This window comes from Mesorhizobium sp. WSM4836, assembly GCF_055811815.1.
Window position 1 is genome coordinate 1 of sequence record NZ_JBVVQF010000035.1, and the last position, 24,289, is coordinate 24,289.

The following is a 24,289-nucleotide window of genomic DNA, read 5'->3' on the forward strand; positions in this document are numbered from 1 at the left end:
GATCAGCCGCGGACAATGAATAGTGTCGGATCAGGCTGTCCTCATCAGCCGGAATATCGAAAAGCTCCCGTCGATCCGGAGCTTTGAGAATCTTGCGCCTGGCCACTGCTCAACTCCGCACACAACACCAACTGCCGCTGAATGTTGCCGAGCAGACTGGATGTGGAAACAGCAGCTATTCTGCTGCGACGGTTATCCACTGGGATCAGACGTCGCGCCCCGGCAATCGTGAGACCAAGCAAGCTCAGTTCATGCTCGTTCGCCCTTAGCGTACGATTTTGAGCAGCTCTTGTTCTGACCCCACATATGCGATTTTGGCCAACTTGCGGAATAATCCGAGAACGTCACGGCTTGTTCTCCTTGGCTTGGAGGAGCATGGCGACGTTTTCGGCGGCAAATTTGAACCCTCTGCGGTCGGGAATTCGCTCAGCGGAGATCGGGTAGCGTGGCCGCTTTGGATCGATGCCGGTGATCCGGAACCGTTCGCTTCCGGTGCGGAACTCGCGTCCGAAGTCCGAAGGGGCCAATCCGAATTGCTCTGCCAAGAACTCGAACCTGTCTTTTTCGAGATTGAATGCGGTGCCGTCGGAAGCGGGAATGCTGACGCGGAACACGGGCTCGAAGAAGAAGCCGGTATCCGTGCCGTGCCATCCGGCGCCCTCGATGACCAGGCCATGGTCCTCAGCGATCTTCTGGCAGACTTCGAGCATGCGGGTCTGGATCTCTTCGCATGTCGCTGGCGTCAGACGGGTTATGAGCCTGCCCTTCGTCATTTGCCCTTCCTCACCTGATAGACAGTACCGCGTGAGACGCCGAGATCGCGGGCGATTTGTTGGGCCCTGACCCTGTTTAAGCCTTTGCTGGATCGCGTCGCGGTCGATTTTCGGCGGCCGGCCCTTGTATGTGCCGCGCTTCTTGGCGGCAGCGATTCCCTCCGCCTGGCGCTCGCGCCGCAGATTGGTCTCGAACTCGGCAAAGACACCAAGCATGTCAAAGAAGGCCTTACCGGCGGCGGTCGACGTATCGACAGGTTGTTCTGTCGCGGAGAGATGCGCGCCGTTCGTCTTGAGCTTGTCCACGATCATCTGCAGGTCGCGCAGCGATCTGGCCAGGCGGTCAATCCGGGTGACGACAAGCGTCTCGCCAGCATGAATGAAGTCGAGAATGGTGTTGAGTTGCGGACGGCCTTCCAGGGTAGAGCCGCTCTTCTGCTCCTCGCGAATGACCTCGCAGCCGGCGGCCTTGAGCGCGGCGATCTGCCCGGCGAGGTTCTGGTCGGTGGTGGAGGTGCGGGCGTATCCAATGCGGGTCATGCAAGCTGTTCATTTTGGGTGTGCCGGCGCGATGCTCTGTTCATAACGACGATTGAGCCCAAAACAGGCTTTCCGGTTGCGACGTGTTCATGGCGGGTGTTCAGGCCGGGTATACCCAAATTAGAACACGCCCATCGGTTCCGGCGGTCAGTTACGCCGTCGTCGTGGTTTCAGCTTTCTGGTAACCTCCGCCACCCACGCGACTGCACCGGGCGTGGCCTGCCAGGCCTGGCCGTTTTCGTCGACGTAGTCAGCTGCCTCATCCTCGCCCCCCAAAGTGATATAGCCGTCGATGGAAGCAACCAAAGGCTGCTTGCCGGAAAGGACGCCAGGCGTCGTGCCCACGAATATCACCATCCTGCCACTGCCGCCGAAATCACCGGAGCTCAACCCGGTCGAAAACCTCTGGCTCGTCATGCGCGAAAACTGGCTGTCGAACCGCATCTTCAAATCCTATGACGATATCGTCGCCCATTGCTGCGATGCTTGGCGCAAGCTCGAAAACCAGCCTTGGCGCATCATGTCCATCGGCCGAAGAGAATGGACAAATGGGTTCTGATCAGTGAGGAAGAGTATTATATTACATATGAAACGTAATATTAATTCAATGAGTGGGAATTGAGTGATAGAAAGAAATAGATAATATTGATCGTTAGCAAGCACTAATAGAAGATATCGCGCGCGAGTCTTTGGAACATGCTCGGTGGCAGGAGAGCGACTTCCCAATATGAGAGGAACGCGATGTATTTCGGCTGAGAAATCCATTCTCATCCAAATAAACTTGCGTCAATCGTCGATTAGCGAGATGCGTTTGCAGTAATTGTTATTACTAAGTACAGAAGCTGGCAAGCTCTGCTAATACACACCGTTAATTGCGCCTCCGGTGAGCAGCAATTGTTATGCTGTGGCCAGCGTTCCAATTTAACGGGGGAGGCATTCTGAGGGCGGCCACACTAGATCTCAAGAAATATAGCTATCACCGGAGAGCGGTATGCTGAACAATACCATCGCAAGAAATTCATTGCCGAGTATCGATCTTCTGTATGATTATGGACCGTTCTTGCGATTGAGCGAGTCTGAAGGTGGTATTGGGAGCTTTGCTCAAAACAGCCGGCGCCCGCGGGTTGGCATTGTGGGCGCCGGCATCAGTGGCTTGGTGGCGGCGACTGAACTTTTGCGCGCCGGAATAACGGACATCGTGCTATTTGAGGCGCGGGATCGTATGGGTGGGCGGGCTTGGTCACAAATCTTCGACCCGCGCGAACCGCATCTCATTGCCGAGATGGGCGCTATGCGCTTTCCTTCCAGCGCAACCTGCCTGTTCCATTATCTGGACAAATTGAGGATAGATACCGCAGCTTCCTTCCCCGATCCGGGCATCGTGGATACCGAGGTGCACTATCGAGGTGCGCGTCATTTATGGCAGGCCGGCGAGTCTCCGCCGCCACTGTTCAGACGCGTTCATCAAGGATGGCAGGCTTTGATAAGCGACGGTTACGTGCACGAAGGGATTCAACTGCCCGCACCGGCGAAGATCACAACTTTGCTTCGGTCGCATCGCTTTGACCAAGCTCGTGACGCATGGCAGGCCTGGCTAGATTCGTTTCGCGACATCTCCTTCTATTCGGCCCTCGTCACCATCTTTACCGGACCGCAGCCACCAGGGCGCGTACCTTGGAAAAGGCCGGAAGATTTTGAGCTTTTCGGATCGCTGGGGATTGGATCTGGAGGCTTTTTACCTGTGTACCAAGCCGCGTTTACTGAGATGCTGCGTCTAGTAATTAACGGGTACGAGGACGATCAGCGCCTGATTATGGGAGGGATCTCCCTGTTGGTGAAACGGTTGGCTGAACAGGAGCTTAACGGTGTGAGTTTGCGGCAGCGTGTCCGCTACGGTCATGTAAGCCGTATTTACAAACAGGGCGGTCAGATTCTCGTGACATGCGCAGGAGGGCAGGTCGTGCCTTTTGACCGCGTCATCGTCACTACCAGCAATCGAGCTATGGAGCTGGCCCATCGTCTCACGGCGGATGGAACCTTTCTTACTAACGAAGTTTTGCGAGCGGTCAGAGAAACTCACCTTACCGGCTCTTCCAAGCTGTTTATGCTGACGGAAAACAAGTTCTGGTTAAAAAAGGGCTCGCCGACAACCATCTTGTCAGATGGCCTTGCCAGAGCGGTTTACTGCCTAGACTATCAGCCAGATGATCCGGATGGTAAGGGCGTGGTGCTGTTAAGTTATACATGGGAAGATGATGCTAACAAAATGCTTTCCATTCTGGACAAAAAGGAACGGTGCCAGCGTCTGGTCGATGATCTGGCCACCATTTCCCCTGATTTCGCCCGTCATCTAGTCCCGGCTAACGGTGACTATGAACGTCATGTCCTGCAGCACGATTGGCTGATGGATCCATATTCAGTAGGTGCCTTCAAGCTCAATTATCCTGGTGAAGACATCTATTCAGAACGGTTATTTTTTCAATTCGCTACCGCAAAAAGACCGGAAGAAGACACGGGCTTGTATCTCGCAGGATGTGGATGCTCCTTTACCGGCGGGTGGGTCGAGGGCGCGGTACAAACGGGCTTGAATGCCGCATGTGCTGTTATCCGCAGCAGTGGCGGCCAGCTCTTGAGCGGTAACCCTATTGATTCGATGAATTCCGCTTATCGATATTGAGAACCGGTAAATTTAGCGTTCTTTAGAAAAGGCTTCTTAAATGTTTGCAACGTCCACACTCGAGGAGATTTGCAATCAAATACTTGAACCGCGCCGGGTTTTGGCAAAGGCATCGAGGCACTCTCCTACAAACCGAACGATTGACCAGGATGCCGTAAGTTCATTGCCTTTTGGGCCGGCGGTTGCCGTGAGGAGGAAGCGTCCCAAACCTGCAAATCTCCCGTGCTGTCGAAGGCGAGAGATTGGCAACACGAGCAGGAGCGACATTCCTACTTTGCCAGATCCGGACATTTTAACTTAGCTGCTACGGGTCAAAGTCGCATAAGTCGCATAAGTCGCATAAAAGGGCAGACTGGAACGTCAGTCTACAGACCGCTTGCCTGCAGAGCTCTGCGCATCTTGTGCTTTGGGAGCATAGCATAATTGCACGTTCTCATCGCCTGGCAACTTCATCATTGACGTCACCGTGGAGAGCGAGAGAAGACTGACCCTCCACCGCTTCATCGTGGACAGCTGCTCCATGAACACGTCGCTCCCTTGCATCGAACCGCCTCGCTAAGGTGGATCAGTAGTCTATCGTGGCGTTATTTCAGCAGCCTGCTAGCCTAGGCGCTCGCCGCCAGGTGCGGGCGACGCCGGCATCAACCGGCGGGCAGATGCGCCGAGGGCAACAAGCGCGCCTGACGCAACGCCGCCAGATCAGCCGAGCCGGTGCAGAAGCAGGCGACGGCCAACTGGCGGATGACGATCTCGAAATGCGCGACAACCGCCTCGGTGGACACCGTCGCCGCGCGCAGCACGCCGGCCGCCTGCCCGGCGATGTCCGCGCCCAGGCGGATGGCCTTGGCCACGTCGACGCCGTCGCGGATCCCGCCCGACGCGATCAGCTTCACCGTTGGCAGCGCCCGACGTACCGCCTGCATGCTGGCCGGGGTCGGAATCCCCCAATCGGCGAACGCCATCGCCACTGCACGGTCGGCGGCATCGCGGGCGCGGTCGCCCTCCACCGCGGCCCAACTGGTGCCGCCGGCGCCGGCGACATCGATCACCACCACGCCCGCCTCGACGAGCGCACAGGCCGCCGAGGCGGACAGGCCTGCCCCCACTTCCTTGGCCACGATCGGCACGCCCACGCTGCGCGCGGCGCGAGCGATCTGCGCCAGGACGCCGCGCCAGTCGCGGTCGCCCTCCGGCTGTACCGCTTCCTGCAGTGGATTGAGATGGACGATGAGTCCGTCGGCCTCCAGCGCATCCACCGCCCGGCGCGCCAGGTCCAGGCCGTCGGCCTCGCGCAGTTGCCCGGCGCCGATATTGGCCAGCAAGGGAATGTCTGGGGCCAGGCGGCGCAGCGCGTGCGTCAGCCCCAGGGAGTTGCGGGATTGCAGGCTCACGCGCTGCGAACCGACGCACATGGCGATCCCCAAGGCTTGCGCTGCCTCGCTCAGATGCCGGTTGATGGCCTCGGCGCGTGGCATGCCGCCGGTCATGGAGCTGATCAGCAGCGGCGCGCGCATGGTCTTGCCCAGCAGCGAGGCGCGCAGGTCGATCTGCGTCAGGTCCAACTCGGGCAATGCGCAGTGTTCGAAACGGATGTACTCCCAGCCGGCGGCGCCCGTGGCCGGCGCCGTCCGCCGATCCAGCACGATGTCCAGATGGTCGTCCTTGCGCCGGCTCAGGGCGGTGTCGCTCATGCTCGCTTCATCCGTCCCATCGGGCGACGGCGTTGCGTCGGATCGGACCGCCGGCAGCGCGGGCTCGCCGCCGCCTCCCGCGCGTTCAGGCCGGCGCACGCTGGCTTTCCCCCGCAGCGTCGCTGCGGTAGCGGCTGGTCGAGGTCTGGTAGTACTGCGCGCGGATGGCCGCCATGGCCTCGATCAACGGTCCCCACGGCGCGGGAAAGCGTTCTTCCGCCATCACCCGGTGCAGCATGCGCGTATGGCCGGCCAGCTCGTCGTTGAGGAACTCCACCACAGGCAGAGCCGGATAGCGCTGCAGCAGCAGGATCGCCGCGTTGTCGGCCTCGCCGGCCGACCTGTCCTTGTCGCGTCCATGCAGATCGTTCTGCAGGCGCCCTATCGCGGAGATGAGCCGCAGGACCTGGCGAAACGCCGGACGCGCGCGCAAGGTCGCCATGTCCAGCCCCCACAGCAACGACAGGCAACAGAACACGTTCGCGTAGGCGATCGAATCGATGCCGTTGTGCAGGTACTCGGCGTAGGACCAGCGTTCCGCCCCTGCCGCCTGCGCGTGTCCGGCGCGCAGCGCCGCGCAGTAGCACCGGGTATCATCGAGAAGCCGAGCATAGTCGCGACGATCGTAGGCGAGCGCGGCCAGCGAAGCGCGCAGCACAGCGCAGCCCTCGAATCCGGGGAGCGCGCACGGCACGCCCTGCGCCAGCGCCTGCTCCACCGCGGCGAGCTGCTCCGGCGCGATCAGGCCAAGGTCGTTGCAATCGTCGAGCCAGAACAGCAGCGCCAGTTCGCGATAGAACGCCACGATCAGCGTTTCGTCCTGCGGATCGCGGCCGGTGCGGGCGCTGGTGTCGCGCAGGCTCGGGTGGATGCGCTGCAGGATGTACTGGCCGCCCCTGACCGCCTCAACGGCATGCTCGTCGTCGAACCCGGTCAGGGAACGCCCCCATTCCAGCACCTGCTGCAGCGCCTGTTCGGTCTGGATCATGGCGCCGCTCCTGCTCCCTCGGCTACGACGCGCCGCCCCCAACCAAGCGCCAGCCACAACCCGGCGAGTTCGGCCACGCGCACGACCCGGGTGGGGCAATACAGTTCCTTGCCGATCCACAGCGGCGTCCGCGGCAATGCATGCGCCGCATGGCGGACGAGCATCCATTCCAGCGCACGCGCCACCGCCTGCGCGATGCGCCGGCGCCCTGCCGGCTCTTCGCTCCCGTCCATCACGTGCAACGCGAACAGCGCATAAGCCGTTTCCTCGAATGTGGACGCGCGACCGGCGCCCCAGCCGCCGTCGTCGCGCTGCGCCTGCAGCAGCGCCGCCAGCGCGCGCTCGTCGCGCCACTGGGGCTTGCCTTGCGCCAGCGCAGCGACCGCATGCGCGGTGGGATACAGCCAAGAAACGTGCCATTTTTCGTTGTCCCATAGACCGTGCGGGTTGCGATTGGCGTCGACGTAGGCGCTGGCGCCGGCGGCGGGCTTTCCCAACAGTCGCAACGCATGCAGGGCATGGATGTTGGTCGACACCGAGGCATTACGCTCGCCGGGGAAGGTGACGAAGAGCTCGCCGATTTCGAAATGGCGCAACGCATCGACCGCCGGGTCGCGGCCTGCAAGGCGCAGGACGCACAACGCAACGGCGGTGTCGTCCCCATCGGCCGCGAAGTCCAAGGCCGGGCCCAGACCGCGCACGCCCAGGCGGGCGTCGAGCTGCGCGACGATCACGCGCACCGCTTCGGCGAGCGCGGGATGCGCGAACAGCCCGGCCAGATGCAGGGTGTACAGCGACCAGCATGGCTCGAACACATTGATCGGCCAGACATTGGGAACGACACCTTCGATGCCGCTGCGAGTCGCCCGCGATGCCGCCTGCAGATACGCGTCGGCGCGCCCGACCTGCGGCGTGCTCCCCAGTGTCATGGCGTGCGCACGCCACGCGGCGGTGGCCGCCGGACTGATGCCGATGCTGCCGTCGTCATCCGGGCATGCAGTGGTCGGCGACGTCCCCCAGGCTTCCCAGGAGTGCAGCAACGGATGGCCGCTCGGCAACGTCGCCATCGCCCCGAGCTTGACCAGGCACGCTTGCCGCAACGGCAACAGCGCCGGGTGGCGCGGAAACGCCACGCCGCCGAGCAGGGATGAAGCCTCGCCGCACAACTGCGGCAGGATCAGCTCCGCGCCGATCGGCGCGTCTTCCGGCACCGCATACGCGTAGGGATCGGGCTGGCGCTCGAGGAACCGGGTTGCAGCGTGGACTGAGTCGGCAGCGCCGGGAAGAGGATCGGCACGCTGCAATGCCAGCAACGCCGCCCACGTGGGCGCATGGCGGAACAGCGGGAAGTCCGCGCTTCCCCATCCGCCATCGGGCTGTTGCTGCGCGATAAGCCACGCGTATGCGTCCTGCCGACCGGTGACGTTGCCGTGGAACTGCAGAGCTCGCGCCGTGTCGTAGACGGACGGACCGACGCTGCCGCCGTCACTCATCTCGCTCAGCAGGTGGCGCAATTCGGAAAGGATCTGTTCGGACAGCGCATCCACGCGGGATGTTCCTTCTGCAGAGGATTGACGAGAACCAGGATCGGGCAGACGCCGCACGTCGCCGCGGCCCCGTCGCGGCCCGGCGCATGGGCAGCGCCGGACGGCCTCCCTTCTCCGGCGCGGCGACGCGCCCCGATGCTGGCGCCGGTCCGCCGCAGAAGCTCGCGCGCAGCGCGCCGCATGCGCCGCGGGCGTGCTGGGCAACCGCTGCGATCGGCGCCGCGGACTTGGACGCAGTGCAGCATGCACCGCTGCCGCCGGCGATCGCAGCGGCACAGGGGCGACTCCATGCGCACGGGCGCGCTCATGCGCATGGCGCGTGTTTGAACAGATACGCGTTGGCCCGCTGCAGCATCTGCGCCAACCGTTCCGCACGCGGCCCGAGCGGGGCAATGGCCTCCCCCGCGTCGCGCAACAGATCCAGCGCGAACTGGCGCGCTGCCCGCAGCCCCATGATCGACGCGCAGGTCGGCTTCTGCGCCGCCGCGTCCTTGCCGGCGGTCTTGCCCAGCGTCGCGGTATCCGCGGTCGCGTCGAGAATGTCGTCGACCACCTGCAGCGCCAAGCCGAAACAGGCGCTGTATCGATCGAGCGCACAGTACAGCGCAGCGTGCGCGGCATCCTCCGCGATGGCGCATAGCGCGCCCATGCGAACGGACGCGCGCACTAGCGCTCCGCTCTTCATCCGGTGCATCGCTACGATCCTGTCCAGCTCAACGTGCTTTCCGACCAGCGACAGATCCATGGCCTGCCCGCCTGCGGCACCCTCGGCGGACACCGCCTGCGCCAGTTCGCGCACGAGCGCGACACGGTTGTCGCCCGGCGGATCCAGGCTCGCCAGGGTCAGGAAGGCGTGCGCCTGCAGCGCATCGCCGACCAGGATCGCAGTGGCTTCGCCGAACTTGACGTGCACGGTCGGAATGCCGCGGCGAAGCACGTCGTCGTCCATCGCGGGCAGGTCGTCGTGGACCAGGGTACAGGCATGCATCATCTCGATGGCGGCGCCGACGTCGTCGAGCATGTGCGCCGGCGTGTCGGCCAGTGCGCCGGCAGCCAGACAGAGCAAGGCGCGCGTGCGCTTCCCGCCATGCAAGGTGGCGTAGCGCATCCCCGCCATCAGCTCGGTGTCACTGTCGCCTTCGGCGCAGAGAAGACGCGCCAGCGCCTGTTCGACCCGCTTTGCGCCGTCCTGCATCCAGATCTCCGGCAGCAGCCTGCCGGATGCGCCGCGCGCCTGCGCGCCCGATCCGCCGAGCGCGGAAACGCCGGTTCGGTCGTCGTGTAGCGTGGAACCGGTCTGCATGATGTTCATGTCCTTGTACCTGATAGGAGACGGCCACGCCGGGCGGCGAGCCGCCGCGGTGTTGCCGGCGTCGCACCGAGCGCACGCACCGAGTGCAGCAATGCCGCGCGTCGCCGGAGCCGCTGCCTCGCCACACGGGGCATGCGATGCGGGCTCATGAGAATCCGATGCGGATTTTCATGGACGGATGTGCGGTCGGGTAATAGCGCCGGCCTTTTTCGACGCCGCTCAGCAACCGCGGCCGCACCCCGGCCTTGTGCATGGTCAGCGCCAAGGCGATGCAGAATTGCACCATTTCCAGCCATACCAGGTGGTAGCCGATGCAGACGTGTGGGCCGGTACCGAATTGCAGCATGTCCACCGGCCGGATAGGCTCCGTGCGTTGCAGCCACCTCGCCAGACGGAACTGATCAGGCGCCTCGTGCAGCAGCGCCGAGGTCGAGAAATGCAGCAGCGGGATGCACAGATGGGTGCCCGCGGGAATGCGCCGTTGTCCGAGTTGCAATTCGTGCAGCGCGCGGCGCGGCAGGAGCGTGGTCGCCGGATGCACGCGCAGCGTCTCCCGGAACAGCGCCTCGGCGACCGGACACTGGGCCAGGTCCGCATGCCGGGTCGGCACCGCGCCCACGCGTTGCGCCTCCTCGACCAGGGCGTCCCACAGCACAGGCTGCCGCGCCAGCTCGATCACCATCCAGGCCATCGTCGAGGCGGTGGTGTCGTGACCGCCAAGCAGCAGCAAGCGGATATTGGCGACCAGGACCTCATCGGAGAGCGCATCGTCGCTGCGATCGAAGGTGCTCACCATGTCGTTGATCAACCCGGTGCGCGCGGCATGCGAGCGCGCGTCGCGGATGAACTGGCGCAACTGCGCGTCGATCCAGTCGCGGGCGGCGCGGCCGCGCCGCAAGGGCAGTCCGGGCAGGTCGATCGGGGGCGCGACGATCAACTGCAGCAGTTGCCGGTACTTGCGACGCCATCCCGGCAGGTCTTGCGCGGGGATCCCCATGAGGCTGAAGATGAGCTTGAGCATCAGGTCGCCGGTTTCGGGCAGGATGGTGACGACGCCGCGGTCGCGCCACGCCTGCACCCGCTCTAGGATGACGGGCGCGAACAGCTCGCCGATGCCGGCCTGGGTCAGCCCCTTGGGCAGGAACGCCGCCTTGATCGCATCGCGCGCCTGCCGGTGCGCGCCGCCGTCCTGGGCGACCAACGTTCCGCCAAGCAATTCGGGCGCGATCTCTTCGATCAGCGCCGAGGACACGTCCTTGTGCCGGAGTAGTGCGAACGCATCTGGATCCGTGCAGGTCATCAGGTGTCCGGCAGGGCCGAAATCCAGCCAGAAGTGGCTGCCCAGCATCCGTTCCGCGCGCCGCAGCAGGCGCGGCAGGTCGCAGACGATGACGGGAAGATGCCCGACCAGGGGGAAAGCGCCGGGCACGACCGGGATGTTGTGCCGCAGCCGATGCCGACGGTTCAGCGGGTTGAGCAGCATGTCCATCAGCAGCGCGGCGCCGCGGCCGCTTCGGCGGTGTCGCCGGCAGGCCGCACGGCGCGGCTGTTGCCACCGTCGGCGTACGTCGGCACATGCGCCAGCATGCCGCCGTCGATGCACACGACCTGGCCGGTGATGAACGCAGCATCGTCGGAGAGCAGGAACGCCACCAGCCCGGCCACGTCCTCGGGGCGGCCGACGCGCGGCAGGAGCTGGTGCCGGCGCAGATGCCGTTGCATGCGCTCGTCCAGCTTGGCGAGGAGACGCTCGGTCATGATGAGACCCGGCGCAACCGCGTTGCAGCGGATCTGCGCATGACCGTACTGGGTGGCGAGCGAGGCCGACAGCATGTTCATCGCCGCCTTCGACGCGGCGTAGGACGTCTGCGCGGTGTCACCGCTGAGCCCCTGGCACGACGACATGTTGACGATCGCGCCACCGCCGCGGGCGATCATCCGTGGGATGGCCTGTCGGCAGCAGAGCAGCGTGCCGCGCAGATTGATCGCCATGGTCTGATCCCATACCGCCAGGTCCAGGTCGAGGATCGCGCGGTCGCGCGGGGTCAGATGCATGGCGCTCGCGTTGTTCACCAGCAGGTCGACCCCACCGAAGTGCCGCTCCGCCGTCTCGAACAGCGCTGCCACCGCCTGGGCATCGGCGATGTCCATGGCCAGGGCCAGCGCGTGGCCCGCTTCGGCCGCGATCCGCGCGGTGCAGGCGAGGGCCGCCGAGCCATCAATGTCGGCCACCACCACTCTGCCGCCCTCGCGCGCGATGGCGAGGGCGCATGCCTTGCCAATGCCGGCGCCGGCGCCGGTCACCACGGCCACCTTGCTTTCAAACCGTCTCATCGTGTCCTTCTGGATTGCGTTGGTCTTTCGCGGCATGCCGCTCGGTTTCCGCCGGAGAAGGCGCAGGGTCGGCGCTGGCGCGCTCGCCATGGCCAGCGTCGGTTTCGATCACCCGAATGGCGGCGACCGGGCACTGGCTGGCCGCGAGCCGCACGGACGCGTGCAGCGACGGCGGGACCGTCGCCATGCACACTTCGGCCACGCCGTCTGGTTCGCGCTGGCGAAAGGTGCCCGGCAGCGTCAGCACGCACTGGCCGGTGGTTCCGCACAGATCCTGGTCGACCACGACGCGCATCTCAGCCCCTCTGCGCATGCAGCCGCACCGGCAGCGCGCGGAACGTCCTAAGGAACGCGGAGGGCTCCCGGGTCGGCTGCTCGGCCAATGCCAGCGTGGGGAAGCGCGCATGGATCCGCGGCAAGCTCTCGGCCAACTGCACCCGGGCCAGTTGCGCACCGAGGCAGAAGTGGATGCCGTGGCCGAAGCTCAGCATGATCTTCCCGTCGCTCGACATGCCAGGACTGGTGCCGTAGAACCGCGCGGGATCGAAGCGGTCGGGATCGGCGAAGGCGTCCGGGTCGCGATTGCCGGCCGCGATCAGCACGCGCACGTCCGCGTTCTTCGGAATCACCACGCCGCCCAGTTCGATGTCGCGCTGGGCGATACGCGGAATGGAGCTGAACATGGCGGGCGCGTCGCAGCGCAGGACTTCTTCCACGAATGCCTTAACGCCCACGGCGTCCCCCTGCAGCCAGTGCCGCTGTTCGGGATACGCCAGCATCGCCAGGACCGCATGGTCGATGCTCGCAGCAGTGGTCGCGAAGCCGCCCAGCAGCATGCCCCACAGCATGCTGATCAACTCCGCATCCGACAGCGTGTCGGCATCGTCGTCGTGTGCGCCGACCAGCATCGACACGATGTCGTGGCGGGGATCGGTGCGCCTGCGCTGTATGAGGTCGCCGAAGTAGGCCTGCACCTTGGCGCTGGCCTCGTCCGCCGCGGCGAGCTGGGGATCGCTGGCGTGCGGGCTCAGGCCTTCCAGAATGGCGCCGATGCCGGCGGCGAGCCCGAACACGTCGTCCTGGGGCATGCCGAACAGTTCGGCGAAAACCAGCATGGGCAAGGCCAGCGCGAATTCCCGATGCAAATCCACCGCCTCCCCGCGCTCCAGCGCGGGCGCCATGCCGTCCAGGCGCGCTGCGACGATGCGCCCGATGCTCGGCCGCAGGTTGTCGATCTGGCGGATGGTGAAATCGCGCGAGATCAGCCGGCGCAGCCGCGTATGCGTCGGGGGGTCCTTCATCGCTAGCGTGGACCCCAGCAGATTGAGCGACAAGCTGGTCGCCGCACGCGGGAAATAGCGCGCCAGTTCGCCCGGCGCCGGTCCCCGAAACGCATCGCCGGTGGCCTTGAGCGCCCAGTAAATATCGACGTGGCGGCTCAACAGAAAGAGGCCCGACGCCGCGCGATGCACCGGATCGTGCTCGCGCAACCACCGCATGAACGGATACGGGTCGTGGATGCACGCTGGCGACGCCAGTTCGGCGAAGGCGTCCCGGCATGCTGCTGTGGTTTCTTGCACGTCCATCCTGGTTACCTGTTGGCTGGCTGATCAGACCGGCGCGCGCCCGGCGCGCCGGCAAATTGCGGAGAAGATCGTGATCCCCGGCGGCGTCCGCGCATCACCAGAGCACCGGGAACTCGTCGAACCCGCCAGTGATGATCTCCTTGCGCAACTTCAGTTCTTCGGGCGCCACGGCCAGGCGTAGCGCGGGAAAGCGCTGGAAGATGGAACCGAACACCACCTTGAGTTCCAGCCTGGCCAGCGCCGCGCCGATGCAGTTGTGCGGCCCGTAGGAGAACGCCAGGTGCGGGTTTTCGTCGCGTCCGACGTCGAAGATTTCTGGGTCGTCGAAATGGCGCGGATCGAACGACGTCGCCGGCAGGCCGACCAGCACCTTGCTCTCCGCGGGAATACGCACGCCCGCGATGGTCACGTCGGTCCTCGGATAGCGCATGATGCCGTCCCAGCCCGCGCCCGGCGGGTACATGCGCAGGATTTCCTCCACCGCCTTGTCCACCAGGGACGGATCGCCAACCAGGCGTTCGCGCTGTTGCGGATGGCGGAAAATGGCCAGCAGGCCGAATTCGATCTGCGCGACAGTGCTCTCGTGCCCCGCCACCAGTATGCCCGCCGCCAGGCCGATCGCCTCTTCCTCGGTTGCCTTGCCCTGGTCGACCGCCGCGATCAGATCCGTCAGCAGGTTGTCGCCCGGATCCTGGCGCTTGTCCCGCATCTTGCCGCGAATGTAGGCGCGCAATTCTTCCCAGGCCAGGCGCGACGCGCTGCGCGGGCCGCTTTCATGCTGGTGCGTCATCACCTCGTCGGACAGCCCGGCGAAAAAGGCGTGATCCTCGTAGAGCACGCCCATCAGCGCGCTGATGACCATGGCCGGAAGCGGAAAGGAGAGGTCGCGCCGCAGGTCGGCGGGCTGGGGCTGGGCCGCTAGCGTCTCGAACAACTGCGCGGCGATCGCCTCGACCTGCTGCGCGAGCAGCTTCACCCTGCGGTTGCTGAGGGCCGGCGCCACGATCGTGCGTAACCGGGCATGCTCGCCCCCCTCGTGCGAGACCAGCCACCCCGGCGAACCGAGAATCACCGAATCCGGGGTGAATGCCGCCGGCGGCATTCCCGCGGGCCGGAATGCCGCGTCGCACAGCACCGTCTTGGCCTCGTCGTAGCCTGTCACCCACCAGCCTTCGTGTCCGGACGGGAAGCGCACGCGGTGGATCGGGCCATTGGCGCATAACGCCAACATCTCGGGCGAGGGCTCGATGTGATCGACGCGCCACATCGGCAGCGTCGGCAAGGGTTGTTCGGACATGGTGGCACTTCACTCTCTAAGCGATGGAAAGGGCGGAAGGTGACCGGCAGGCGCTGCGGGCAGCGAATGACGTTGAAGACCAAGACACTGAGCCGCTTGGACGTATAGCAGACCAATACCCCAATGACCTTCAACCAAGATGAGCGCTCTTCTTTACCATTGCTGTTAACCCGATGTTGCGTGCTGTGCGGCGGTCCGAGGGTATTCGGCATTACTTCTGTTAGCCGTGCCGGACCTCAGGCTTGCGGTGACCGTACCATTGTCAACGGCTGGGGATCGTGAAGATCTTGTAAATTGATGTGAAGGATCTGTTGCAGCGGTTTGACCACCGGCGGTGTCGTACAGAGCGTCTCAACGAACCTCGGCGGCCTGGCCCGTTCAAGCGAGGTTAAGTGTGATTGGTGTGTGATCTTGTGGGCCTATAATCAAAGTCTGCCAGCGCGTATCGGCTTCTTCCTTGCCGCGAGCTTGCGCTCCGCGCCGGAGCGCGGCTCCTCGCTGAGCGCTACCTCCAAAACTCATTTCCACGAGCGGCAGGCACCTGGGTTGAAAAGAGGGAAAACCGGAGAGATATCCGTCATCCGACCGGCGGTGTTTCCGGGTTAGTGTAAGAGCCCGGGGGCAAACCGGAAAGCGGTCTGTTACGGGCTGAGCGGCGGGGTGGAGGGGGTTTGCCCTTCCTCCTCTGAGCGTTTACGGCGAAGTACTCGTAGTCGATGCCGTGCGGCCGCAGATATCCATCTGGATGGTTACAATGCAGGCCGTCGACGATCGACTTGAGCAGTTCCGTCTGCCGACGCCATTCCGTCCAGATCGACCGGTCGCCGCAGGCCCGTACCACCCGAGAATGGGACGGATGCGGACGAGTTGGTCACTTAAGCGCAACGGCAACCGGACCTTGCCGCGAGGCGAGCACGTCAACGATCGCTGTGGTAAGCTCACGTCAATGTCGCCGAAGTGCCGTTCTGGCTGGCTGAGGCCGACGCGTGCGCCTACCGCCAGACTACCCCGCTCAGGAGCGCGACGGCAGCACTCCCATCTCCTTTAGCAACCGGCCAGCGCCGTCAATCTTGTCCATGGTCCAGAGCATGAAGCGACTGTCGACATGGATGCTGCGGCTGAGGTCCGCGTCGCGCCCCCAGTCAGCGATTACGCCCTCGAGCGTGCCGTCGAAGGCGAGACCCACGAACTCGCCGCGTCCGTTCAGCGTCGCCGAGCCGCTGTTGCCGTTGGTGATGTCGGCGGTGGACAGGAAGTTGACCGGTAACGTGCCCAGCGCCGGCGCGACATAGGGGCCATAATCCTTGGCTCGGATCGCTGCGATAGCCGCATCTGGAGCATCGAACTCACCCTTGCCCGTTTCTTTGGCCAGAAGTCCCTCGGCCGTGGTGAAGGGCATCCAGATCTGCCCGTCGCGTGTTCGCCCCGCCACCTTGCCCCAGGTGATGCGCAGCGAGCCATTCGCGTCGGGATACATCAGCCGGCCGATTGCCTGCTGGTAGGCACGCTGGCCGTGCATATAGATGGCGCGAGCCGCCTGGGTGCGTCCAGCGCGGTCCTTCGCAGCGTGCTCCGCAGCTATGTCGCCGGGATAGAGAGCGACCGCCAGCTTGATGAAAGGATCCTCCGACGCCTCGAAGGCAGCAGCGGGCTTGTCAAGCCAGCCGAGCCGCGTTGCCGTGTCTGCGAGCTTGGTGTCTGCATAAAGTCGGTCAAGGCCAATTTGGCCCAAAGCGCTTTCGAAAGCAGTATCGCGGTCCTTTGCATCCAGCCGGCGATATTCGTCGAGTGCGGCCTCGAACAGCTTTCGATCGATGTCTGGCAAATAGGCGCGCTCGATCTGCGTCAGCTGATCCGAGATTTCTTTACGGTCACGATCCTGAAAGCCGCTTTCACGGTCTTCATCGGCCTTCTCGTGCTCCTTTGTCCAGCGATAGAGAATGCGTGCCGATGACAGTAGTTGCGCGCGATTGAGCAACGCCTGGCGCAGCCTCGCCAGCGAAGCCCGGCTATTCTCGCCCACCATCCCGTCCAGTTCGCGGATTGCTGCGTCAAAGCGCGTCTGCCGCACGGGATACTCGGCGACCCAGGCGCGAAAAGCTTTCTCCTCGATGGCCTTCCGCGCGTCGAGGCCGATCGCGTCGGCGCCGGCTAGATCGCCCGCCAGCTTCTTTTTGTAGTTTTCCACGCCTTGCAGGATGGAGGCGTAGCGGATCTGCGCTTCGCGATTGCCTGCCGTGGCTTGGTTGATCTGAGCGGCATAATCCGAGAGCAAACGCTGGGACAGTGGTTCGTAGTCGGCGAAGTTGAACCGGACTTCATCGGCGGTGAGGAGCCGGTGGGTTGCGCCGGGAAAGCCGGCGACCATCACGAAATCGCCTTCTTGGACGCCTTTAGAGGCCATGCGCAGCCAGCTCTTCGGCCGGTAGGGCACGTTGTCGCGCGCATAGGGCCGGGAGGAACCATCAGGAGCGACATACGCGCGATAAAAACCGAAGTCGCCCGTGTGGCGCGGCCACATCCAATTGTCCGTTTGACCGCCGAAGTTGCCGATGCCGAGCGCGGGCGCGTAGACGAGGCGCACGTCCTCAATTTCAAGCTTCTGCTGGAGGTAGTAGAAGGCGCCGCCATAATAGGGCCTCACGTCGCAGCGGCGATCGGGCTGTTCTTCACATGCAGCGATTAGCGCCTTGCGGTTCGTGTCGAGCTGCTCATGGCGGGCAAAGCCGCTCAGCATGTCCGAGACGCCCCTAAGCATCTCGGCGGTCACATCCCGCACATCCTCGATCACATAGATGCGGCTGGCGGGCGCGGCGGGTAATTCTTCACTCAGGCTCTTCGCTAGAAAGCCGTTGGTTAGATAGTCTTGGCTCTCCCTGCTGTTATACTGCATGGATGGGAACACGCAGTGATGATTGGTCGCGACCAGTCCTTGCGGGCTGACGAAGGAGGCGGAGCATCCGCCCAGTGATACGATCGCGTTAAGCGGGGCAGCATACAGTCGGCTCAACTGCGCGGGATCGATCTGGAGCCCATCCGCCTGCATGGCCGCGCCCACTTCCGCAGTCTGGCCCGGCATCCACATACCTTCGTGCGCCGACGTAGCGGTGACCGTCCAGAGCAAGTTCATGGCAGTTGCTTGGGCCAAACATTTCAAATTCGAGTTCATGCTGATCTCGCTCCCATTCTATGTATTGTTCTGCGCAGACTGGATTGATGAGCTATTGGGCTGGCCGGCGTCCGCAAGCGAGCGCGGCAGCCACTGCGTGAAGACTGATTGGACGGTCAACGCAATGACGCCCCCCTCACATCGGATTGGTTTGTGCAACGTTTGCGGATCATCCGTTGCACCAATCGTGCCAAGGCAACAAAGCTTTCGACGACCCAAATGGTAAGCTGCCTTCGATGTCCGACCTCCGACATTTGGTTGGAGACCCGACACCCTCGTCCTCGCTAGCGACGAAGCCCGCTGCCGAACGGCCGTCGCCTGTCCATAATCTTGAGAGTGCGTGCTATCGTTAGGCGGCGGGAGCGATCACGTGTTCGGGTTGTTCGCTCTGATCGGCAAGCGCTTTGCGCCTCGGCTGCGCAATCTCAAAGATCGGAAGTTCCACACCTTCGAGAAAAATGATGCCTACCCGGCGCTGTCGGACCACATCGGAGCGCCGATCAACACCACGCTTATTCTCGACCACTGGGACGATCTTCTTCATCTGGCGGCGTCGATCACGACGCGATCAGTCGTGCCGTCAACGATCCTGAAGAAGCTGTCAGCATCACCGAAGGAAAGCCAACTCGCAAGGGCCCCGCGCGAACTCGGCCGAATCGAGCGATCGCTGTTCATAATCGAATGGTACTCAAGTCCAGCGCTACGCCGACGTTGCCAGGCCGGCCCCCTCAACAAGGGTGAGGCGGCGCATAAGCTGAAGCGCGCCGTCTTCTTCCGCGAGCGCGGTGAGATCCGGGACCGATCGTTCGAAAGCCAGGCGTTCCGCGCCTCCGGCCTCAACCTCGTCGTCAGCGCGATCGTACACTGGAATACGGTGTATATCGAACGGGCCGCTACCCACTTACGCAACGTGCGTAGCGAGATTCCGGATCATCTGCTCAAGCACATCTCGCCGCTGAGCTGGAGGCGTTGCAGCATGGGCCTGGTCACGAACGCTTCAATCCGCAAACCTTTTTTGCGTCGGAAGCTCGGCAAGAATGTCGGAAGACCGACCAAAAAGCGTATGGGCGAGGCCGCCGGTATGGAGAAAACGGTGCAGCCAGACAGTGCGCCAGCTCGGCATGCGTTTTGCTACGATTCTGCTGTCACCGGGCGGACGCAATGGCGGATCAATGATTGTCCCGCATGGGTACGTTCGTGACGACGAGTTTCTTGCGGAAGTGCCATCAAAGGTCGTCTCCGCCGGTAGAGACAGTGGAGGTGAGACAGAACTGTGTGGAGGGCATGCTGATAGGCGTACGTGCACAGCCGGATTCCCGATCAGTCCAACTGCCGGCCTTTACATCATGAGCTTCTCAGAACCCGAAGAGCGCTCAAAGCCGTGACCTTCTTACCGAACATTTGCGACAGAGCCCGAGACCGACACCCGGGGACACGAAGGAGAATTATCTGATGCAGCGACTGTTTCTGACATATTTGGCGCTTTGTGGGCTGACGGAGATCGCTACCGCTGCCGATGTTCCGGTGATAACCGATCCGGCAATTGTAGCCGGGGCAGCGGCCCCAGTCTTTTCGTTCGAGGCTGGGCTACGCAACTGGTACAGTACCGGCGAAGCATCGAAGGACCTTTACGACGACAGTGGCACGCTGCTGATCTCTCGGCTCACTTACGACCATCTCGATATGCATTCGAGCGAAGTCTTCTTCAACGCAACCCACAATCCGACCGGCATTTTCGTCAAGGGCCTCCTCGGTGCGGGCGGAGTCAGCGAGGGCTCTCTCGTCGACGAGGATTTCCCGCCAACAGTCGAACCTTATTCGAATACGTCGAGTGATCAGCGCGCCGGCGACATCACCTATTTCACCACTGATCTGGGATACTATTTCTGGAACACGCCGCGCTACCGCATCGGTGCTTTGGTCGGCTATAACTTCTGGAACGAGCGCTACAACGCTGTCGGTTGCGCGCAGCAGGCGGCTATCTCGCAGGTATGCGCGCCGGCTTTGCCGACCAATGTCGGCGTGATCAGCCAGGACAACGATTGGCATTCGCTGCGACTCGGACTGGCCGGGCAGACGCAACTCACCGAACGGCTCAGCCTTTCTGGCGACGTGGCGCTCCTGTTCACGCGATTAAACGGCAAAGATCGGCACCATTGGCGCCCAGCGATCAACCCCACTCCTGAAGACGGCGACGGGCATGGGGTCCAACTCGAGGCGGTGTTGAACTACAAGGTCACAGATTTGTTCAACATCGGCGTCGGCGCCCGCTACTGGAGGGTGGCATCTGAAGGTGCCGCGCATTTCGAAGAGACTCCGGCCGGCGGTTCCCCGCAGGTCGTGGACTGGCAGGCAGAGCGCTACGGCATGTTCGTGCAGGCGAGCATCAAGTTCAACTGAGAAAGGAAACCAGTGGCGTCCGCCGGCGCGCCTTTCATTTGCCGAGCTTCCCGGGTCGATTCCGGTAGGGGGCAAAATGACACCCTAAGCGCCACGGCGACGCACACACGACGCGATATGGCCGGTTCGCCACACAACAGTCGTTGGATAAGCACCTTGCAGACGCCAGAGTGCGACCCATAGCTGCCGCTCGTAGATTCGGACCGGAATTTCCGGACCCGGCCGAGGCCGACAATCGTCTAAAAAATTCATTGGCTCAACTTTAGCCGCTGCGCCCAATCTTTGACTCAAGGCCTTTCTGGGCTGCATTGCGGCATTGCGGCGCATACCGACACGATTTACCGCGCTGACGCGCGCAACTGCTCCACGGAAACGTTCAACGCCCTCACTTTGGACAGAGACATTCCGCACGCCATACCTGGATGGACTTTCTTCGCCACCACAATCGGCTCATGGCGGCGGACAAGGAAGTAGGCTGGCACCCTCGCCCAGCATCGTGGAGAGCTTCCTCCAAGCGCAGTGCTGTGGCGTTCAGAATTATCTGTCGCTGTCCGGAATTAAGTCAGGACTTTGAAGCCTGCGCACAATGCCCACGCTGAGATGCTGACGCCGTCTGGCACAACGCGATTGTAGGGGAAGCGCAGAGCGGGACCTTGGTCGACGGGCTGCCTCAGTTTTTACCAATCCTGTCGTTTCAGGTTGACCAATCTGTTGCCGACTATAATTGGTTGACCAACAGGGCGCCCATATCCGGCGGAAATCCAGTCACTTAATGCCAATCCGGAATAACCTGTCATTGAGGCCATTGGTAAACTCGGTCTCAGGATCGGAAACCTACCCTCAGCCATAAAACTCTCCTGTTTACAATCGCATAGCCACACACCAGCGACCCATAATTCCGGACTGGTAAACTCCGTGAGTGCCAAGACATTTCCGGACATCACACCAGTCTGCCTTTATGCGAGTTTCGAAGCACAAGTGGCGAACACGCGGGAGGCAAGATGTCAGCCTTCTGGCGCGTTCAACAGGGTTTCCAACCGTTGGACGCTCTCGATCACCAAGTCGAAATTCGGGACGGGTCCGAAGATCATGGCGCTCATGGCAACATAGTCTCGCCCCAAAGCGTCAATCATTCCGTCATATGGCAGCAGAGCAAATGTCGGCGGCTCCGCAGTCGCAAGGTCGTAGTCCTTGCGATTGAAAAACATGCGAGCATGAGCCACGCAGTCGGCGCCAAGCTCCATCTTCGCGATCGCCCGGCGGCCGGTTTCGAATTTCATGAGCCGATGAATGTCATAGTAGTGGCGCGAGATCCGTTGGCCGTCACCACGCAGTTCGCCGCGACGCTCAAACCAGCGACGCAGGCCGTGAAAAATCACGGCCTTATCCCAAAAGGTCCGCTCTGGATCGACCGTGGTGACGTTGGGCACCCTCAGATCGAGACCTGGCGCATCTTCATCGACATAAGGTCGAATGATCTGCGGCGTGTTCGGGTCGAGTGCCGACTTCACGCCTGACTCAATCTTCACTGCCGGACGGACATTCGTCTCAACAGGCGTTGCGGTCGGATACCAAAGCAGGAGGGTCTGCTGTCGTCGTCGTCAGCTCGTACCTGAAAGTCTTCGAGCGACACGCTCTGCGGCGGCAGCTACCAATTCAGTCAAGGCCGCCGCCATCGGTCCTTGGATATAGGCGCCTCGAGAAGACCTTACAATTGACGGATGCAATGATGCTAGCCTCGGCGAAGCCCCGGGGTTCTTCACGCGCAAGTCTTCCGTGAGCCCATGCTATTGTGCGACTCTCGCAGACCGGGTGGCTATATCGCTTAAGACAGCACGGAGAAGCGTTCCAATTTCCTGTTCGGCGAGCCCCCGTGCAATTCCTAATTGGGACAGTTGGACGAGAATTGTCTTCACGGTGCTGCGCCAGAAGGCATTGGCGTCCTCCCCGTTCTTGCATTCCAGAACCCGGGCGATACCTTCGACCAATTTCCGCCGCCGATGCAGCGGAAACGCGCTTATGTTTGAGTCCCCCATCGATCACCTCACGCCTTCAGTCTCGCGATTAAGCATTGGCGGGTTAAAAAAATTCGTTAACGGCGCTTTTTTTGGACAGAGGCCAGCAGCGCCGGTGATCCAGAGTTTGAGGGAGCAATCTGAACGTTGCGAAAGGAGGAGGTCTGTAAGTGCAGCGCGCGACGCCTTTTCAGCTTTGCGAATCGCGCCGTATGTTGGAGGATGCAGCCTCCGCCAAGCAATAGCTGCCTGACTGCAGGGGGGCAGTGGAAAAGACCGAGCCTAGGCTTCGGCGACTCGTGTGAGGCTGGCGCGGGGCTGGTCAAGAGGGCATTGGCTCGACATTTCACAGTTCGCAGCGGAACCGGCTCGGCTCGGCAAAGAAGACGAGCTCGGCCTATTGACGCATGAACGCCGGGGGGTCGAGAGATGACCGGCTTGCAGAGATTTGAGAGGGCGGTCGTTGTTCAGGTTGGCGGCCGCAGCTCAGAGCGTATCGTATTCGATGTCAATCACGCGGCCGCTATCCTGCTGCGTGATCTTCATCGTCAGACCGAGAAACGGACGGTAGCGATGAACGCCTGTTTGCAGGTACTGCGTGGTGAGGCTCATCCACCAGCTGCTCGACGAGCTTTTGTGGCAGCCGCGCTTGAAGCAAAGATCCTGCGCAGCGACTGATGCTGTTTGCACGTCGACGCTTTGATACTTAGGGTGTGCATGGCTACGAGCTAGTTCCATGTCGGCACCTGTTTGTGGAACTCGTGCTTGATCGTATACCATTGCGGAGAAATGTAGGCGTCGGAGGCCCGGAACACGACGAGCACCTCCTCGCCGATCCCGCCAGACCAGGTTGTTAGGTGCAACGTGGCTCGAAGGGCGCCAAATTCTCCTGGCGAGCTGTCGAGTTCGGAGGGGATGTGATTGGCTTCGAGTCCCGTCGATCCATGGGTGATCAGGACGCCGAGCGCGCGTCGTTCTCGATCAGATCGTAGAGAACCTCTCGGCTAGGTTCCAGTAGTACATGTTCTCCCTTCAATGATTTGAAGTCTCGCGGCTTACGATCCGGTATCTGATCCCAGGCGGGCCAGGGCGCCCGCGAGCTGGCGCTTCGCGGCAGCGGGAAGCGGCATGATTGGCCGTGGGGGCTCTGCGCGACAGATGTCAAGGAGCTCGGCGAGCGCGTAGACGACGCGAAGGCTCGAAAACAGCTCAAAAAGCTCCCACAGCCGGGCCAGCGTGGCGTCGATCCGGTGTGCTTCTGCGTGATCGCCGTGCTGAGCGGCTCTGACAATCCCCAGGCAGGGCTCGGGCAAGATGCCACCGAGGACGCTGTACCATGTATCGGCGCCGGCGATCATGGCCTCGGCGGCGTTCCAGTCGCCGCTGTAGCCGATCGAGAAACCTTCTGGCACGATTTTTTTCTGGTGCACCAGATGGCGTTTGATGGCATCGCCCCGGCCGGTTGAGTTTTTGATTGCGAGGATGCCAGGCAGCTGTGCCAGGCGCCCGACGAGCGCTGGCGTGAAGCGAAAATGCGTCGTTCCAGGATTGTCGTAGATCACGATTGGGAGACCGCTTTCGCGCGCCACTGTAGAAAAATGCTCGAAAACTTCGTCGTCGGTGAGCGGAGTGTAGGAGACGGCCGCGAGCAAGCCAGCGGCTGCGCCGAGGGCCTTTGCGTCACTTGCATATTTTACCGCCTCGTCAGTGCGCAAGGCGCCCACGCCCGCCACGACCGGGATCCGTCCACCCGTCTCGTCCAGTGCCTCGGAAAGCGCGCGGCGGCGTTCCTCGCGCGAGAGATACATATAGGTGCCGGTACTGCCGAGCAGGCCGATGGAATCCACGTTTGCTGCGCAAAGCCGTGCAATCAGCTTGCGCAGCGCCAGGGCATCGACGTGGCCCTCAGCATCTCCCGGTGTGATTGGGAAGGCGGAAAGGCCGGTCAGGAACGCCATGC

At 62.6% G+C, this 24,289-nt stretch carries 18 protein-coding genes and 4 pseudogenes; 5 read left to right on the forward strand and 17 right to left on the reverse strand.

The annotated features are described in order from the left end of the window. Positions 1-344: 344 nt before the first annotated feature. From AC0L2P_RS28995 to AC0L2P_RS29005, 3 genes and pseudogenes are all read right to left on the reverse strand, one after another. Positions 345-773, reverse strand: a complete 429-nt coding sequence (locus tag AC0L2P_RS28995; RefSeq protein WP_473506271.1) for a hypothetical protein — start codon at positions 771-773, stop codon at positions 345-347. Next, a pseudogene (locus AC0L2P_RS29000) lies at positions 770-1,313 on the reverse strand (recombinase family protein). Before AC0L2P_RS29000 ends, AC0L2P_RS28995 begins: the two are co-directional and overlap by 4 nt. 147 nt (positions 1,314-1,460) lie before the next feature. Beyond that, positions 1,461-1,757 (reverse strand): hypothetical protein, encoded by a 297-nt coding sequence (locus AC0L2P_RS29005; protein WP_473506322.1) that lies wholly within the window; start codon positions 1,755-1,757, stop codon positions 1,461-1,463. Here AC0L2P_RS29005 and AC0L2P_RS29010 point away from each other — a divergent pair. Further along, positions 1,648-1,872, forward strand: a pseudogene (locus tag AC0L2P_RS29010) (transposase); the annotation flags it as partial. The gene AC0L2P_RS29005 and the pseudogene AC0L2P_RS29010 overlap by 110 nt on opposite strands. 432 nt (positions 1,873-2,304) lie before the next feature. Then, the gene (locus AC0L2P_RS29015) at positions 2,305-3,990 is read left to right on the forward strand and encodes an NAD(P)/FAD-dependent oxidoreductase (RefSeq protein ID WP_473506272.1); all 1,686 of its coding nucleotides are present in this window, start codon (positions 2,305-2,307) and stop codon (positions 3,988-3,990) included. Between the two features lie 641 nt (positions 3,991-4,631). Here AC0L2P_RS29015 and fni read toward each other — a convergent pair. From fni to AC0L2P_RS29065, 10 genes are all read right to left on the reverse strand, one after another. Next, positions 4,632-5,681 carry a type 2 isopentenyl-diphosphate Delta-isomerase gene (gene fni, locus AC0L2P_RS29020; RefSeq protein ID WP_473506274.1) on the reverse strand — a complete coding sequence of 350 codons (1,050 nt, stop codon included), beginning with the start codon at positions 5,679-5,681 and terminating at the stop codon, positions 4,632-4,634. A gap of 85 nt (positions 5,682-5,766) precedes the next feature. Then, positions 5,767-6,669 carry a terpene synthase family protein gene (locus tag AC0L2P_RS29025; RefSeq protein ID WP_473506276.1) on the reverse strand — a complete coding sequence of 301 codons (903 nt, stop codon included), beginning with the start codon at positions 6,667-6,669 and terminating at the stop codon, positions 5,767-5,769. Continuing rightward, the gene (locus tag AC0L2P_RS29030; RefSeq protein WP_473506278.1) at positions 6,666-8,216 is read right to left on the reverse strand and encodes a hypothetical protein; all 1,551 of its coding nucleotides are present in this window, start codon (positions 8,214-8,216) and stop codon (positions 6,666-6,668) included. Before AC0L2P_RS29030 ends, AC0L2P_RS29025 begins: the two co-directional genes overlap by 4 nt. A 304-nt stretch (positions 8,217-8,520) precedes the next feature. After that, on the reverse strand, positions 8,521-9,519 hold the full coding sequence (locus AC0L2P_RS29035) for a polyprenyl synthetase family protein (protein ID WP_473506314.1): 999 nt from the start codon (positions 9,517-9,519) through the stop codon (positions 8,521-8,523). Positions 9,520-9,673: 154 nt separating this feature from the next. Beyond that, the gene (locus tag AC0L2P_RS29040; protein ID WP_473506280.1) at positions 9,674-11,017 is read right to left on the reverse strand and encodes a cytochrome P450; all 1,344 of its coding nucleotides are present in this window, start codon (positions 11,015-11,017) and stop codon (positions 9,674-9,676) included. Continuing rightward, positions 11,017-11,862 carry an SDR family oxidoreductase gene (locus tag AC0L2P_RS29045; RefSeq protein ID WP_473506316.1) on the reverse strand — a complete coding sequence of 282 codons (846 nt, stop codon included), beginning with the start codon at positions 11,860-11,862 and terminating at the stop codon, positions 11,017-11,019. Before AC0L2P_RS29045 ends, AC0L2P_RS29040 begins: the two co-directional genes overlap by 1 nt. Further along, positions 11,849-12,157: a ferredoxin gene (locus AC0L2P_RS29050; RefSeq protein WP_473506282.1), complete on the reverse strand. Its 309-nt coding sequence runs from the start codon at positions 12,155-12,157 to the stop codon at positions 11,849-11,851. The genes AC0L2P_RS29045 and AC0L2P_RS29050 overlap by 14 nt, the downstream gene beginning before the upstream one ends. A gap of 1 nt (position 12,158) precedes the next feature. Beyond that, positions 12,159-13,448: a cytochrome P450 gene (locus AC0L2P_RS29055; RefSeq protein ID WP_473506284.1), complete on the reverse strand. Its 1,290-nt coding sequence runs from the start codon at positions 13,446-13,448 to the stop codon at positions 12,159-12,161. 94 nt (positions 13,449-13,542) lie between these two features. Then, positions 13,543-14,745: a cytochrome P450 gene (locus AC0L2P_RS29060; protein ID WP_473506286.1), complete on the reverse strand. Its 1,203-nt coding sequence runs from the start codon at positions 14,743-14,745 to the stop codon at positions 13,543-13,545. A 1,012-nt stretch (positions 14,746-15,757) separates the two neighbouring features. Next, positions 15,758-17,914 carry a S46 family peptidase gene (locus AC0L2P_RS29065; RefSeq protein ID WP_473506288.1) on the reverse strand — a complete coding sequence of 719 codons (2,157 nt, stop codon included), beginning with the start codon at positions 17,912-17,914 and terminating at the stop codon, positions 15,758-15,760. A gap of 352 nt (positions 17,915-18,266) precedes the next feature. Between AC0L2P_RS29065 and AC0L2P_RS29070 the strand changes: the two are divergent. Next, positions 18,267-18,893 (forward strand): annotated as a pseudogene (locus tag AC0L2P_RS29070) (Tn3 family transposase); the annotation flags it as partial. A gap of 545 nt (positions 18,894-19,438) precedes the next feature. Next, complete coding sequence (locus AC0L2P_RS29075) at positions 19,439-20,314, forward strand: omptin family outer membrane protease (protein WP_473506290.1); 876 nt, start codon at positions 19,439-19,441, stop codon at positions 20,312-20,314. Between the two features lie 1,004 nt (positions 20,315-21,318). On the opposite strand, the pseudogene AC0L2P_RS29080 reads toward AC0L2P_RS29075, so the two are convergent. Together AC0L2P_RS29080 and AC0L2P_RS29085 are read right to left on the reverse strand one after the other, a co-directional pair. Beyond that, a pseudogene (locus tag AC0L2P_RS29080) lies at positions 21,319-21,897 on the reverse strand (nucleotidyl transferase AbiEii/AbiGii toxin family protein); the annotation flags it as partial. Between the two features lie 204 nt (positions 21,898-22,101). Next, a complete protein-coding gene (locus tag AC0L2P_RS29085; RefSeq protein WP_473506292.1) occupies positions 22,102-22,350 on the reverse strand; it encodes a DUF6074 family protein in 249 nt (82 codons plus the stop codon). Positions 22,351-22,758: 408 nt separating this feature from the next. Between AC0L2P_RS29085 and AC0L2P_RS29090 the strand changes: the two genes are divergently transcribed. Beyond that, positions 22,759-23,007: a DUF982 domain-containing protein gene (locus tag AC0L2P_RS29090; protein ID WP_473506294.1), complete on the forward strand. Its 249-nt coding sequence runs from the start codon at positions 22,759-22,761 to the stop codon at positions 23,005-23,007. A gap of 50 nt (positions 23,008-23,057) precedes the next feature. On the opposite strand, the gene AC0L2P_RS29095 is transcribed toward AC0L2P_RS29090, so the two are convergent. Both AC0L2P_RS29095 and AC0L2P_RS29100 read right to left on the reverse strand, forming a co-directional pair. After that, entirely contained in the window at positions 23,058-23,285 is a 228-nt protein-coding gene (locus AC0L2P_RS29095) for an FMN-binding negative transcriptional regulator (RefSeq protein ID WP_473506318.1), read from the reverse strand. Between the two features lie 99 nt (positions 23,286-23,384). Beyond that, positions 23,385-24,287 (reverse strand): dihydrodipicolinate synthase family protein, encoded by a 903-nt coding sequence (locus AC0L2P_RS29100; protein WP_473506296.1) that lies wholly within the window; start codon positions 24,285-24,287, stop codon positions 23,385-23,387. Positions 24,288-24,289: the final 2 nt, after the last annotated feature.